The organism is Azospirillum sp. OGB3 (assembly GCF_014192915.1).
Taxonomy (GTDB): Bacteria; Pseudomonadota; Alphaproteobacteria; order Azospirillales; family Azospirillaceae; genus Azospirillum.
On sequence record NZ_JACHYN010000001.1, the window covers coordinates 708,372 to 722,298 of the forward strand.

A 13,927-nucleotide genomic window follows, 5' to 3' on the forward strand; every position below is an offset into this window, starting at 1 on the left:
CTCACCCCGCCGGATCGGCGAGCGCGTGCAGCAGCCGCTCGCGGATCTGGGCCAGCTTGCTCTCATGGGTGACCTTCAGACCGAAGACGTCCTTCACATAGAAGACGTCGATGGCCTTCTCCCCGTAGGTCGAGATCTTCGCCGAAGAGATTTGCAGCGTCAGGTTGGTCAGCGCGCGGGTCAGGTCGTAGAGCAGGCCGGGGCGGTCGCGCCCGTTGACCTCGATCACCGTGTGGGTGGTCGAGGCGTTGTTGTCGATCAGCACGCGCGGCGGCACGTGGAAGACCCGGGTGCGGCTGGCGTGCGGGGCCTTGCGCTTGGTCAGGTCGTGCAGCGGCTTCAACTGGCCGGACAGCACTTTCTCGATCATCACCGACAGCTTGGCGAGCTTGTCGCCGCTCTCGAAGGCGCCGCCGCCCGCCGCGTCCTGCACGGTGAAGACGTCCAGCGCCATGCCGTTGGTCATGGTGAAGATGCGGGCGTCGACGATGTCCGCCCCCGCCGCCGCCAGCGCCCCGGCGAGGCGGGAGAACAGGCCGTGGTGGTCGGTGGCGAAGATCGTCACCTCGGTGATCGCCCGGCCGCGGTCGATGCGCGTGTTGACGGTCAGCGGCCGTTCGTCGCGCAGCGCCTCGCGGACCAGCCGCGCCTGCCGGCCCAGCGTCTCCGCGTCGAAGGCCAGCCAGTAGGCGGGATAGCCGAGCGCGAGATGCCGGTCGAAATCGGCGTCGTCGAAGTCGGACAGCTCGGCCCGCAGCGCCGCCTGGGCGGCCTGGATGCGGCGCCCGCGCCCTTCGACCGACAGGCCGCCGGACATCACCTCCTCCGAACGGTTGTACAGCTCGCGCAGAAGCGTGGCCTTCCAGTTGTTCCAGCGCTGCGGCCCGACCGCCCGTATGTCCGCCACCGTCAGCACCAGCAGCAGGCGCAGCCGCTCCGGCGACTGGACGAGCGAGACGAAGTCGCGCACCGTCTTGTCGTCTTCCAGGTCGCGCTTGAAGGCGGTGTAGGACATGGCGAGGTGCCAGCGCACCAGCCAGGCCACCGTCTCCGTCTCCTCCGCCGTCAGGCCGAGCTGCGGGCACAGCTTCTCCGCCACCCGCGCGCCGAGGATGGAATGGTCGCCGCCGCGGCCCTTGGCGATGTCGTGCAGCAGCACGGCGACGTAGAGCGCGCGCCGCGACACCACCTTGTGGATCACCTCCGACGACAGCGGCAGCTCGTCGGTCAGCTCGCCCATCTCGATCTTGTGCAGGATGCCGAGAGCGAACAGCGTGTGCTCGTCCACCGTGTAGACATGGTACATGTCGTACTGCATCTGCGCGACCACCCGGCCGAAGTCGGGGATGAAGCGGGCCAGCACCCCGGCCTCGTTCATGCGGCGCAGCGTGATCTCCGGGTCCTTGCGGCCGGTCAGGATCTCCAGGAACAGCCGGTTGGCCTCCGGGTCGGCGCGCAGCTTCGGCCCCACCACCGACAGCGAGCGCGTGATGGCGCGCAGAGCGTTGGGGTGGATGTCGATGTCGTTCTGCTGGGCGGTGTGGAACAGCCGGATCATGTCCAGCGGCTCGTCCTTGAACTGGCGGTCGCTGCGGACGTTCAGCCGCTCGCCGTCCACCACGAAGCCGTCCACGTCCTTGCGGCGGGCGAGTGCGGCCAGCCGCAGGATGTTGAACTTGGGCGGACGCTTCGATTCCGCCTCCAGCGCCGCGCAGAAGATGCGCGTCAGGTCACCCACATCCTTGGCGACCAGGAAGTAATGCTTCATGAAGCGTTCCACGCCCTTGGTCCCGGCGTGGTCGGTGTAGCCCATGCGGTTGCCGATCGACGTCTGCACGTCGAAGGTCAGCCGGTCCTCCATGCGCCCGGTCAGGTAGTGCAGGTGGCAGCGCGCGGTCCACAGGAAGTTCTGCGCCTTGGCGAAGCGCTGCGCCTCCTCCGGCAGCAGCACCTTCTTGCCGACCAGATCGTCGACGTCCTCGACCCGGTACAGGTACTTGGCGATCCAGAACAGGGTCTGCAGGTCGCGCAGGCCGCCCTTGCCGTCCTTCAGGTTGGGTTCCAGCACATAGCGGCTGTCGCCCAGCTTCAGGTGGCGGTTGTCGCGCTCGGCCAGCTTGGCCTCGACGAATTCCGGCCCGGTGCCGGCCACCACCTCGCGGTCGAAGCGGCGGCGCAGCTCGGTGAACAGCTTGCGCGGACCCCAGAGGTAGCGGGACTCCAGGATGGCGGTGCGGATGGTGACGTCGGCCTTGGACTGGCGGATGCAGTCGTCGACGCTGCGCACCGCGTGGCCGACCTTCAGCCCGAGGTCCCACAGGATGTAGAGCATGTACTCCACCACCTGCTCCACCCGCGGGGTGCGCTTGTAGGGCAGCAGGAACAGCAGGTCGATGTCGGAGAAGGGCGCCAGCTCGCCCCGGCCGTAGCCGCCGGTGGCGACGATGTCGAACACCTCGCCGGAGGTCGGGTTGGGCGAGGGGAAGATGTGGGTGACCGTGAGGTCGGCCAGCGAACGCACCACCCCGTCGGCGAGGTAGCAGTTCTGCCGCACGCAGTCCTCGCCCGACCCCTTGGCCTCGAAGCGGGCGCGCACCTCCGCCCGTCCGTCGTTCAGCGCGCCGCGCAGCCGGGCGATCAGGGCGGGGCGCAGCTTGTCGCCGGTTCCATGCTCCGCCACCAGCTTCTCCAGATCCTCCGCCAGCTTGCGCCGGGACAGGATCGCGCGCTTGTTGGGGATGTTGGCGGTGCCGGCGTCCTTGGCGTCGGACGCATCGGCGGAGGCGGCGCGGGTGGAGAGCATCGGCAAAACGTGAGCCTTCCCAGGAATGCGAGGGGTGCGACGAACCGTGCGGCGTCCCGACTATAACGGGAAAGACGATAATTCGCACGCGGCACACCAAAAGAGGCTGCCGTCTGTTTCCTGCATGATCCAACTGGGAGCGGCGCTGTGACGACTGCGCTGTGACGGCCGTCACTGACGCGCTCCAATCCGAAGAGGTAAGGAGTCGTCCGTGAGACACGCGCGAGGGAGGCCATTGATGATCCCGAACCCCGGTACGGCACGGCGGGAGCTGGCGAACCTCGGCAATGCCCTGACCCTGGCGGAGCGCGGCCTGCCGCGCCACACCCCGGCCGAACTGATGGCTTGGCTGGTGCATGCCCTGGCGCTGTGCCCCGGCTCGATCGGTGACGCGCTTCTCTTCGAGATTTGCGGCACCGCCACCGACACCGGCGCCCCCGACAACGTCAAGATCGCCCAGATCCGCAAGGGCTGGGCTGCGGTGGTGCGGGCGCAGTTCCGCCTGCGCGGGCTGATCGTGGTCGCCGGCGAAGGCGACTGGCGAGTGTACGGTGACGAGGGATGGTCAGGGAAACAGAGGGGTATAAAGAAGAATTATACAAAATAGGACGTTCTTGTCATTTTAAAAAAGAGCGCATCGGGAGATGCGCTCTTTTTTTGCGGCGCGATCAATCGCCTTCGTGAGGAAGGACATACATTGGGCTATCCCTTCTGCTGCGTTGCTTGTGTTGGTACTTTTAATTGTAGTTTTACCAGTCTTTGCAAGACTGGAATTGCTCAACACTTTGCCTTCATCATTCTCCTCCGTCAAGTGGCCTTAAGGCTGATCCAAAAAGTATGGTCAAAGCGGTGTTGTATGCATCCAACTCTCCTCCTCTCAAAAATTCCTTCATTTTTGTTAGGACATCTGCGGAGTTCTCAGGGGAGGTTTCCTGGGTATAATCCATTCTTCCTTTGGTGAGGGCGAATAATCTGCTTGCGAGTTCCGAGGCGTACCTTCTCGCTTTGTCTCTGTTTTCCAACCAGAACCAAGCAGCAGCCAATGTCTCTGTCGTCTCAAGATCAGCTTTGCTTTTCTTCTGCACAAACTCTTCAAGAGAAGCGACAGCTGAACTCAGCTCGGGTCTTGCAGAGTTGTCAATTTTTGCCAGCTCAAGTATGTAATATACCCAGGAGTTTGTAGCCTTCAGACCTTCCAAATTTTTGGAGTCTGCAATAAATTCAGATTTACTTTTGGCTTCGTAACAATAAGTGATAGCGCTACGGAGCAGCTTTCCTTTCTCGTCCAGAGATGAAATGCTTTTGCTCTTAAACCATATGGCGAATGCGAGATTGCGAGGAACCGCGGCATGAAGCCAATGGTCTGAGGAAATGGCGCTGTCCGTTGACAACGTCTCCATGGCTCTTTTGAAATAGCTGATCGACATGTCAATGTCTGGCAGTCGCATCAAGCGCGCATGCCGGTAAAGAGCAACTGTATCATTTGGATACTTACTTATAATCCTTTCATATATTGACGATATTCGATCAAAATCGTCATCTGACCCAAGGGTCCTGCAATAGGCATCTTCCATGGCAAGTCCATAGTCGACGTCCCAATTTCCCACTTTCGCAGAAAGAATATTCTTTTTTTCTGCTATTTTGTACAGCTCATCAAATGCCAGGGCAGCTTTTAAGAAAAGGTCTTTCTTGGCCTTTTCGTCGTGGCTTCTTTCCGCGTTCTCTCGTGTCAGGAATGCGTTGGTCAGAAGCTCATGCATGTCGGTGGGCAGCACGCTTTGCAGAATGGAGCGCGCCGATGCTGCGGAGTCAGCCGGGCGGCTGTCGGTTCGCGTGGGTGAATCGGCAATTTTCCGTGAGGCGATGGCGTTGTTGAAAATGATGCTGGCCTGCTGGCTTGCGCCATCGAGGCTTGTTTTTAAAGCATTCAGATATGGCATCCATGTTTTGATCTGTGGATCGCTGGGATCCAGCGAACCACCACGCTGAGGAATATAACGAAGCGCATGTTCGGTTTCACACCATGCCTCTTCAAATATATCCCTTATCTGTATTTCTACAGTAAAATCTATGTCCACATTTTTCCCGTCTGGTCCCTTGAAGTGAACAGGTACATAGGCGACCAAATGGACAGAAGAGTACCCGCTCTTTTTTGTCTCGGGCGGCTGTAGAACCGCTTCAAAACCATACTTCTTAACGAGGCCAAGGATATCTTCGTTAATGGACAAAGGATCGCCATCGGGTCTGCTTGTGTAGATAACAAGCTCCTTCAAGCCATCTTTCTTGAACGGGGAAGCTATTACGGAGTTATGGCGTATTAATTCGATTATTGTCGAAACGGCTAGAGGGATATGCTGAAGAAATTTTGTTACTATGCGAAATCCAACAGCGTCCGTTACATGCTCCGGTTCATAATGCCATGCCGTGTCGCCAAACCTTTTCGACTCGCTTCTTTTTCTTTCAACTTTCTCCTTTATTGAAGATGTCTGCTTTATTCTGTGCTTCAAGGCGTAAGGCTTGATGTCTTCGGCCGAAGACTCGATCAGGACTTTTTCAAGAACTGGAAGCAATAGCTTGTAAGCCTCCTGGGCGCCGGCGTTTGCTCGCGCAGCCCGTACCGTTAATTCATCTCCTTCGCTGCGACCGCTAGTATTTCTGCTCATTTCTTTATTCGCTTCTTTGCTAAGGGTCGTTTGTATTTTTTCAACAATTCAGAGAACATCTTTTTTGGAGATGCCTCGAATCATCCTGACGAAACATAACTCACGAAGAGTTTTCAGAAAAATAAAAAGAGGAAAGGAAGGGAAAAAATTCATATGTATGTATTTATCGAAATGTCGAAAGGGGTTTTGCTGTCTGAAAACTGAATGTGAATGTATGAATGCATGGTTGGCCGAGGGGCTGTGGACAAAAATGGACCTCAACCCGACCTCACATTATCAAGCGCAAAGCCCGACGGGTCAGGCTTTGCGCTTGTCATCAAACGACGGGCGCGTCCGTCCGGCGGCTTGCCTTTGCAGGCATGAATGTGCGGGGCCGCCGTCGCGGACCTTACCGTCGCGCATCAGTCAGCACTGGCGCTCGACCGTGCCAGCCATCTGATTTTACTCCTCGCGCACCGACAGGTGGATGTTGGCGCCGCCGTTGCCTTCGAGAATCTCGGCGGCCTCCACCTCGTCCTCCACCTCGGCGGTGCGCACCCACAGGATGACGCCGCCGGTCTCCAGCGCGCGGCTGAACTCGTCCGTGTCGGGATGGCTGGTCAGCTCGTCCAGGTAATCCTTGATGGCGACGCCGCCCAGACCGGCGGCGACGATGGCGGCCAGCGGCGCGGCGATCGGACCGCCGACGATGGCGAGAAGCCCGGCGGTGGTCAGGGGGAAGGCGTATTTCAGCTCGCCCACCAGCCCGGTCAGGGCCTCGTCCGACGGGGCCTGCGGGCGCTGGTCGGCGGCCTCCAGCGAGGTGTGGCTGGCCAGCACCGACAGGTCGTCGCGGTCGAAGCCGGCGTCCAGAAGGGCGGCCACGGCCTTGTCGAACGCCTCGCGGGTCTTGAACAGGGCGACGACCTCGCGCACCTCCCGGACGGTGTCCTGGCCATTCGTGGTCCGGCCATCAGTGTTGTCGGGCGCTTGCGTCACGGCGGTCTCCTTCAGCTTCGGCTTGCTCGTTCTACGGGCATCGAACAGTCTAACGAAGCGGTCATCGCGGCACCAGCGCGGGCGTGCTAGGGTGCCGGCCCGACCTCGCCCGTCACAACGCAACCGGTTGAAGACCCGTGTCCGACGCGCCCGCCACCATTTCGCCCGCCGCCATCGTTCCTCCCGCCATCATTCCCCCCGATGCCACCCCGATGATGGCGCAGTATCTGGAGATCAAGCAGGCCCATCCCGACTGCCTGCTGTTCTACCGGATGGGCGATTTCTACGAGATGTTCTTCGAGGACGCGGTGAACGCCGCCCGAACGCTGGACATCGCGCTGACCAAGCGCGGCCAGCATCTGGGCGAGGACATCCCAATGTGCGGCGTCCCGGTCCACAGCCACGAATCCTACCTGCAGCGCCTGATCCGCCAGGGCTTCCGCGTCGCCATCTGCGAGCAGATGGAGGATCCGGCGGAGGCCAAGAAGCGCGGTTCCAAGTCGGTGGTGAAGCGCGGGGTCATCCGCATCGTCACCCCCGGCACGCTGACCGAGGACAGCCTGCTCGATTCCCGCGCCTCCAACTGGCTGGCCGCGGTGGCGGAAGCGGCGGGCGGCCTCGGGCTGGCCTGGCTGGAGCTGTCCACCGGCGAACTGGTCGTGCAGCCTGTGGAACGCGCCGGCCTCGGCGCCGCGCTCGGCCGCCTCGACCCGCAGGAGGTGCTGGTCTCCGAGAAGCTGTGCCAGAGCCCCGACCTCTATGAGCTGTGGGGCGAGTGGAAGCCGCGCCTGACCGTGCAGCCGACCCCACGCTTCGACAGCGAGAACGGGCGGCAGCGGCTGCTCGGCCTCTACGGCGTCGGCACGCTGGACGCCTACGGCCAGTTTTCGCGCGCCGAGGTGGCGGCGGCCGGCGCCCTGGTCGCCTATGTGGAACTGACGCAGAAGGGCCGCGTGCCGCGCCTGTCGCCGCCGCGCCGGCTCGGCCCCGGCGCGGTCATGGAGATCGACGCGGCGACCCGCCGCAACCTGGAGCTGACCCGCACCCTGACCGGCGACCGGCGCGGCAGCCTGCTCGCCACCATCGACCGCACGGTGACCGGGGCGGGGGCGCGTCTGCTCGCCGCCCAGCTCTCGGCGCCGCTGACCAACCCCGCGGCCATCGCCAAGCGGCTTGACATGGTTGAATTCGCGCTGAACGAGGAGCGGCTGCGCGGCGACCTGCGCGAGGCGCTGCGCCGCTGCCCGGACCTGGAGCGCGCCCTGTCCCGCCTGACGCTGGGACGCGGCGGCCCGCGCGATCTCGCGGCCGTGCGCGACGGTCTGGCCCAGGCGTCGACCATCCGCCTGCTGCTCAACGGCCATCCCGGCGGCCCGTTGCCCGACGGGCTGGGCGCCGTGACCAAGGGGCTGGGCGAGCACAGCGAGCTGGTCAATCAGTTGACCCAGGCGCTGGCGCCGGAGCTGCCACTGCTCGCCCGCGACGGCGGCTTCATCGCGCGCGACTATTCCTACGCGCTTGACGAGCTGGTGACCCTGCGCGACGAGAGCCGGCGGCTGATCGCCGGGCTTCAGGTCAAATACGCCGGCATCGCCGGGGTTCCGGCGCTGAAGATCAAGCACAACAACGTGCTCGGCTATCACATCGAAGTGACGGCGACCCACGCGGACAAGCTGATGTCCGAGAAGGGGCGCGAGGTCTTCATGCACCGCCAGACCATGGCGAACGCCGTGCGCTTCGGCACGGTCGAGCTGTCGGACCTGGAGCGCCGCATCTCCGAGGCCGCCGACAAGGCGCTGGCCGTGGAGCTGGAGCTGTTCAACGACCTCGTGGAGGAGGTGACCAGCCGCGCCGAGGCCATCGCCCAGGCGGCCCACGCGCTGGCCGCGCTCGACGTCGCCGCCTCGCTGGCCGAGCTGGCGGCGGAGCGGCGCTACCGCCGGCCGGTGGTGGACGGCAGCCTCGCCTTCTCGATCAAGGGCGGGCGGCACCCGGTGGTCGAGGCGGTGCTGGACGCCGGCAACGCCGGACCCTTCGTCGCCAACGACTGCGACCTCGCCCCGGACAACCGGCTGTGGCTGCTGACCGGCCCGAACATGGCCGGTAAGTCGACCTTCCTGCGCCAGAACGCGCTGATCGCCGTGCTGGCCCAGATGGGCGGCTTCGTGCCGGCGGAGAGCGCGCACATCGGGGTGGTGGACCGGCTCTACAGCCGCGTCGGTGCGGCCGACGATCTGGCGCGCGGCCGCTCGACCTTCATGGTGGAGATGGTGGAGACCGCGGCCATCCTGAACCAGTCCGGCGACCGCGCGCTGGTCATCCTGGACGAGATCGGGCGCGGCACGGCGACCTTCGACGGCCTGTCCATCGCCTGGGCCTGCGTGGAGCATCTGCACGACGTCAACCGCTGCCGCGCGCTGTTCGCCACCCACTACCACGAGCTGACCATGCTGGCCGGCAAGCTGCCGGGCCTGTCCTGCCACACCATGCGCATCAAGGAATGGCAGGGCGACGTCGTCTTCCTGCACGAGGTGACGGCGGGGGCGGCGGACCGCAGCTACGGCATCCATGTGGCGAAGCTGGCCGGCCTGCCCGGCGCCGTGGTGGGCCGTGCCGAGGAGGTGCTGACCATCCTGGAATCGGGCGACCAGAACGCCGCCATCCACCGTCTGGCCGAGGATCTGCCGCTGTTCAGCGCCGCCCTGAAGCGCCCGCCGCCGGCCCCCGCGGTGTCGGCGCCCGCCGCTCCGCTGGAACCGTCGCGGGTGGAGGAGGCGCTGAAGTCCATCGACCCGGACAGCCTGACGCCGCGTCAGGCGCTGGAGGAGTTGTACCGTCTGAGAGGATTGCTCCCTTAGACGGGAATATTTGCGACGATAGACACGCTGTTGTATGAGAATCCGCCGCCGCAGCGTCCCGTGCCATGGGCAAGGGGCGTTGTCATCCAAGCGGCGGGAAGGGGGTGTGTTTATTGACCCCTGGTAAGGTGCTGGTGATCTGCACGGTCATCCAGACGGTCGTCGCGATCCTCGCGCTGCTCGTCACCGTGCTGTAACCCAGACGACGGAGGGGCGGCGCTGCAACGCCGCCCCTCTTTTCGTGTGCACGCCGTTCCGGCCATCGGCCTTTCCGAACGCGCGGTACCGGAGGTGTCGTCTATTGACCACTGGTACGGGAAATATAGCGCTGAACCACAGCCGCCGCAATCCCATCCCCAGGGTCATCGCGGGGGCGCTATGCCTGTTCCACAGCGTCCTCGTCCATCGGGGCGCCGCGGTCGCGGATGGGGATGACATGATGTTGGGCAGCAGAACGTTGCGTGTGGCGCAGCTTCTCCTCCACCGCCTCGTTCACGAACTGGTCGAGCGAGCGGCCCTCCCGCTCGGCGGCCTTCGATGCTTCGGATTCCAGCGATTTGTGCAGATGAACCATTCGGTGCCTCCCCCAACGCGGAACGGACTCTGTCCGATGCTTCAGATGGGAAGCCCGCGTTCGCGCTGCGAGCCGACTTACCCGGAAGCGCCGTCCCGATCGGAAGCGTCCGGCGGGGCGCTCGCGGACGGCAGGAGCGGCTTGGCGTGCAGCGCGCGGGCGGCGACGGCCATCGGGTCCTCGCCCGGCGCGCAGGGATGGGTGGCGGCCAGCAAGGCCTCGGGCACGCTGGCGGCGATGTAGTCGGCCACCGTCTCATGCACCGGAATGATCATGGCGATGCGGGTCAGGTCCACCACCTTGCGCACCTGCCCGGACGCGCAGAGCAGGGACATCGCCTTGCCCGTCGACAGGGCCTCGCCGTTCATCACCAGCAGCAGGCCGACGCCCGTGCTGTCGATGAACTCCAGCCCGGTCAGGTCGAGGAGGTGGCGGCGCTCCGTCCCGTTCTTCACGTCGGCGATGGCCTGCCGCACCGGGCCGGCGTCCTGGCTGGTGAAGCGCCCGGTGAGCACCAGACGGGCGAAGTGCCGCTCCTGTTCCTTGCGATACTGCACGGCCCGCATCCCTTTCCGACGTCCGGCGGCCATGATCCGGTCCGGGCCTTCGCCGGGCAAGCGGACGGCGGCCTCGGGTCCTGCGCGATGTTGACGCAGGGCAGCCCCTTTTTGTCACGGCCTCCTTGTCCCTTGACGGCGCGCCGCCGCAGTCCTACAAGCGGAGACACGTGGTGATTTGGTCGACCGGCTTGCGGGCCACGTAAAACAATCCGCTAAAAAGGTCCGAGCCGCGTCCGCGCCTCGACCCGATCGGTCGGGGCGTTTTTTGTTGTGCCGGTCTGCCCCGCCGGCGGACAGAGGAGACACAGCGGCCATGGCGCGCACCGATCATCGCAATCCGAACGTCGCGGGGCTTCGCCCGCGCTCCCGTCTGGTCCATGGCGGCGTCCGCCGCTCGTCCTTCGACGAGACCTGCGAGGCGCTCTACCAGACCTCCGGCTTCGTCTACGGCTCGGCGGAGGAGGCGGAGAGCGCCTTCGTCAACGACGGCTCCCGCCACGTCTATTCGCGCTTCCGCAACCCGACCACGGCGATGTTCGAGGATCGGCTGTGCGAGTATGAGGGGGCGGCCTGGGCCTACGCCACGACCAGCGGCATGGCCGCGGTGCACGGCGCCCTGTGGTCGAACCTGCGCACCGGCGACCGCATCGTGGCGCCGCGCTCGCTGTTCATCTCCTGCTACTGGGTGATCAAGGAGCTGTCGGCCCGCTTCGGGGTCGAGGCGGTCTTCGTCGACGGCACCGACCTGTCCCAGTGGGAAGAGGCGCTGGCCAAGCCGACCAAGCTCGTCTTCCTGGAGACGCCCAGCAACCCTGGGCTGGAGGTCGTCGACCTGCGCGCCGTCAGCGATCTCGCCCACAAGGCCGGGGCCAAGGTGGTGGTCGACAACGCCTTCGCCACGCCGGTGCTGCAGCGCCCGTTCGAGATGGGGGCCGACGTCGTCATCTATTCGGCGACCAAGCACATCGACGGCCAGGGCCGCTGTCTGGGCGGCATCATTCTGACCAACGACAAGCAGTACGGGTCGGAGGTGATCCACCCCTACCTGCGCCACACCGGCCCGACCATCTCCCCCTTCAACGCCTGGCTGCTGCTGAAGGGGCTGGAGACGCTGGAGCTGCGCGTCTCGGCGCAGAGCGCGTCGGCCCTGACGGTGGCGGAGTTCCTGGAGGGCCACGCGAAGGTGGAGCGGGTGCTCTATCCGGGTCTGGCCAGCCACCCGCAGCACGACCTTTGCCGCAGCCAGATGACCGGCGGCGGCACCATGCTGTCGATCTTCCTGAAGGGCGGCAAGGAGGAGGCCTTCCGCGCCCTGAACGACCTGCGGATGGTGATGATCTCCAACAACCTCGGCGACTCCAAGAGTTTGGTCACTCACCCCGACACCACCACCCATTCCAAGCTGACGGTGGAGGAGAAGGCGGCGGCGAACATCCGTCCGAACCTGCTCCGCCTGTCCGTCGGGCTGGAGGACGCCCAGGACATCGTTGAAGATCTCGACCGCGCGCTCGCTTCCCTGTAAAGACTGGACCCGGAACCAAATGCTGCAGTGCAGCGTTGGCGTCCGGGTCACGGTTTTTTCGGCCCGGTCGGGTCTTTCGGTCCGGTCGGGTCCTTTGGTGAGGTGGAGCGAATGGCGAGACGCAAGGCCGGCAACGGCGAACCGACGCAACGCTTTCTGACGGTGGCGGGCGATCTGACCCGAACCGGCGTCAAGACGGGCGAGATGGGGGTGGCGGCGGCCCAGACGATCGGCTACCGCACCGCGATGATGGCGGCGGCCATGAACAACCCCATCGACCTCGCCAACCCGGAGTTCGTCCGCATGGGCTCCGAGAAGGTGGAGGCGATGGTGGAGGCCACCCACGCCGTCGCCAAGGGCATCGGCGAGATGCAGCAGGCCTGGATGACCCTGATGCAGGGCCAGCTTCAAGCCGCCATGGTGATGGTGACCGGCCTCGGCCAGTGCCGCAACCCCGCCGACCTGATGGAGTTGCAGCGCCGCACCGTCACCGAGACGGTCGAGGCCGGCATCCACGCCGCGCTCTACATGGTCGAGTCGGCCACCGCCCTGACCCAGGCCGGCATGACCCCCGCCTACCGCACCGTCCGCGCCAACGCCCGCCGTCTGGCGAAGTTGCACGGTTAGTTTGCGGTTCACCACGAAGGCACAAAGACACAAAGACAATCACGAAAACCTTTGTGATTCCTTTGTGCCCTTCGTGTCTTCGTGGTTGGAAACCTCTTCACATCAGCACTGTACGATCACTGCCCCAGCACTTCGAAGCTGGACGGGGCGGGATCGATCACGCGGGGGCCGCCGGGGGTAACCTCCAGAACGGCTAGGCCGCGCTCCACGACACCGTCCGCGCGCAGGCGGAAGATGCCGTCCATGCCTTCGAAGCCGTTGGGGTTGTTCAGCGCCGCCCGGTCGAAGCGGCCCGCCGCGTCGGGCATCTTGGCCAGCACCGCGGCGATGGCCGTGGCGTCGTAGGACAGGGTGGCGATGCGCGGCGGCTTGCGCCCGTAGGTCCGCTCGAAGCGCGCCTCGAAGTCGGCGCGGCTCTGCGGCGCCGGGGCGGCGAACCACGCGCCGGCCAGGGCGGGTTCCTGGCCCAGGCCGGGCTCGTCCCACAGGCCGGTGCCGAGCAGCTTGACCTGCTGGGTGTTCAGCCCGTTGGCGGACAGCGCCGACGCCAGACCCTGCGCGCGCGGGCCGCCTTCGGCGAGCATGACCGCCTGCGGCTGCACGCCGGCCTGGGTCACCTGCCGCGCCGGCTGGGCGAGGTCGGTCACCGCCGGGTCGTAGCGCTCGACCTGCGCCACCTGCCCGCCGAACTGGCGCGAGGCCGCCTGCACGGCGTTGACCACGGCGTCGCCGTAGGCGGTGCGCGGGGCCAGCGCGACGTAGCGCGTGGCGCCGCGCGAGCGGGCGAAGCCGACCACGCGGGTCACCTGATCGGCGGGGACGAAGCCCAGCACATAGGTGCCGTTGCCGGCCTGGGTCCAGTCGTTGGTGAAGGCCAGCACGTCCACGCCCGCGGACTGGGCGACCGGCTTCACTGCCGCCACGTCGGCGGCGAACAGCGGGCCGAGGATCAGGCTCGCCCCCTCGGCGATCGCCTGCCGCGCCGCGTCGGCGGCGCCGGTGGGCGTGCCCTTGGTGTCGCGGGGCAGCAGCTCGAACCGGTCACCGGCCAGATCGAACAGCGCCATCTGCGCCGACTCCAGCATGGCCTGCCCGATGGCGGCGCTGGACCCGGACAGCGGCAGCAGGATCGCCACCTTCAAGGTCTGCGGGGCGGCCGGAACGGCGGCGACGGGCGCTTGCGGCGCTTGAGTCGGCGGCGCCGGGGCCTTTACAGTCGAGCAGGCCGAAAGCGTGCCGACAACCAACAGGGCGGCGGCAGCCTGCTGCCCCCAAGCGCGCGAGAAAGGTGTCGTCAAGCGTGCCACCAACGATCTCCACATCCGGTCCGGCGCCCGAGCCC

General features: G+C 65.2%; 10 protein-coding genes and 1 riboswitch. Of the genes, 4 read left to right on the forward strand and 6 right to left on the reverse strand.

Going from position 1 to position 13,927, the window contains the following annotated elements; all coding sequences use genetic code 11:
- Nucleotide 1: 1 nt before the first annotated feature.
- Complete coding sequence (locus tag FHW79_RS03365; RefSeq protein WP_247884135.1) at nt 2-2,803, reverse strand: [protein-PII] uridylyltransferase; 2,802 nt, start codon at nt 2,801-2,803, stop codon at nt 2-4.
- A 238-nt stretch (nt 2,804-3,041) separates the two neighbouring features.
- On the opposite strand from FHW79_RS03365, the gene FHW79_RS03370 reads away from it, so the two are divergent.
- On the forward strand, nt 3,042-3,410 hold the full coding sequence (locus FHW79_RS03370) for a hypothetical protein (protein WP_183177628.1): 369 nt from the start codon (nt 3,042-3,044) through the stop codon (nt 3,408-3,410).
- A gap of 187 nt (nt 3,411-3,597) precedes the next feature.
- Here the strand turns inward: FHW79_RS03370 and FHW79_RS03375 are convergent, their stop codons facing one another.
- On the reverse strand, nt 3,598-5,466 hold the full coding sequence (locus FHW79_RS03375) for a hypothetical protein (RefSeq protein ID WP_183177629.1): 1,869 nt from the start codon (nt 5,464-5,466) through the stop codon (nt 3,598-3,600).
- A 441-nt stretch (nt 5,467-5,907) separates the two neighbouring features.
- Nucleotides 5,908-6,444, reverse strand: a complete 537-nt coding sequence (locus tag FHW79_RS03380; protein ID WP_183177630.1) for a hypothetical protein — start codon at nt 6,442-6,444, stop codon at nt 5,908-5,910.
- A gap of 212 nt (nt 6,445-6,656) precedes the next feature.
- Between FHW79_RS03380 and mutS the strand changes: the two genes are divergently transcribed.
- Entirely contained in the window at nt 6,657-9,302 is a 2,646-nt protein-coding gene (gene mutS, locus FHW79_RS03385; RefSeq protein ID WP_183177736.1) for a DNA mismatch repair protein MutS, read from the forward strand.
- Between the two features lie 376 nt (nt 9,303-9,678).
- Here mutS and FHW79_RS03390 read toward each other — a convergent pair whose 3' ends face one another.
- Together FHW79_RS03390 and FHW79_RS03395 are read right to left on the reverse strand one after the other, a co-directional pair.
- A complete protein-coding gene (locus FHW79_RS03390) occupies nt 9,679-9,876 on the reverse strand; it encodes a hypothetical protein (RefSeq protein WP_183177631.1) in 198 nt (65 codons plus the stop codon).
- A gap of 77 nt (nt 9,877-9,953) precedes the next feature.
- A complete protein-coding gene (locus FHW79_RS03395; protein WP_183177632.1) occupies nt 9,954-10,433 on the reverse strand; it encodes an STAS domain-containing protein in 480 nt (159 codons plus the stop codon).
- Nucleotides 10,434-10,593: 160 nt separating this feature from the next.
- Nucleotides 10,594-10,673: riboswitch (SAM riboswitch) on the forward strand.
- Between the two features lie 76 nt (nt 10,674-10,749).
- Here FHW79_RS03395 and metZ point away from each other — a divergent pair.
- Both metZ and FHW79_RS03405 read left to right on the forward strand, forming a co-directional pair.
- A complete protein-coding gene (gene metZ, locus FHW79_RS03400) occupies nt 10,750-11,958 on the forward strand; it encodes an O-succinylhomoserine sulfhydrylase (protein WP_183177633.1) in 1,209 nt (402 codons plus the stop codon).
- Between the two features lie 111 nt (nt 11,959-12,069).
- A complete protein-coding gene (locus FHW79_RS03405; RefSeq protein WP_183177634.1) occupies nt 12,070-12,585 on the forward strand; it encodes a phasin family protein in 516 nt (171 codons plus the stop codon).
- 116 nt (nt 12,586-12,701) lie between these two features.
- Here FHW79_RS03405 and FHW79_RS03410 read toward each other — a convergent pair whose 3' ends face one another.
- Nucleotides 12,702-13,892: a penicillin-binding protein activator gene (locus tag FHW79_RS03410; RefSeq protein WP_183177635.1), complete on the reverse strand. Its 1,191-nt coding sequence runs from the start codon at nt 13,890-13,892 to the stop codon at nt 12,702-12,704.
- Between the last annotated feature and the right edge of the window lie 35 nt (nt 13,893-13,927).

Excerpts from the sequence above, each read along its gene's own strand:
- FHW79_RS03365 (WP_247884135.1), bottom strand. The coding sequence starts at position 2,803 with ATGCTCTCCACCCGCGCCGCCTCCGCCGATGCGTCCGACGCCAAGGAC.
- FHW79_RS03370 (WP_183177628.1), top strand. The coding sequence starts at position 3,042 with ATGATCCCGAACCCCGGTACGGCACGGCGGGAGCTGGCGAACCTCGGC.
- FHW79_RS03375 (WP_183177629.1), bottom strand. The coding sequence starts at position 5,466 with ATGAGCAGAAATACTAGCGGTCGCAGCGAAGGAGATGAATTAACGGTA.
- mutS (WP_183177736.1), top strand. The coding sequence starts at position 6,657 with ATGATGGCGCAGTATCTGGAGATCAAGCAGGCCCATCCCGACTGCCTG.
- FHW79_RS03390 (WP_183177631.1), bottom strand. The coding sequence starts at position 9,876 with ATGGTTCATCTGCACAAATCGCTGGAATCCGAAGCATCGAAGGCCGCC.
- metZ (WP_183177633.1), top strand. The coding sequence starts at position 10,750 with ATGGCGCGCACCGATCATCGCAATCCGAACGTCGCGGGGCTTCGCCCG.
- FHW79_RS03405 (WP_183177634.1), top strand. The coding sequence starts at position 12,070 with ATGGCGAGACGCAAGGCCGGCAACGGCGAACCGACGCAACGCTTTCTG.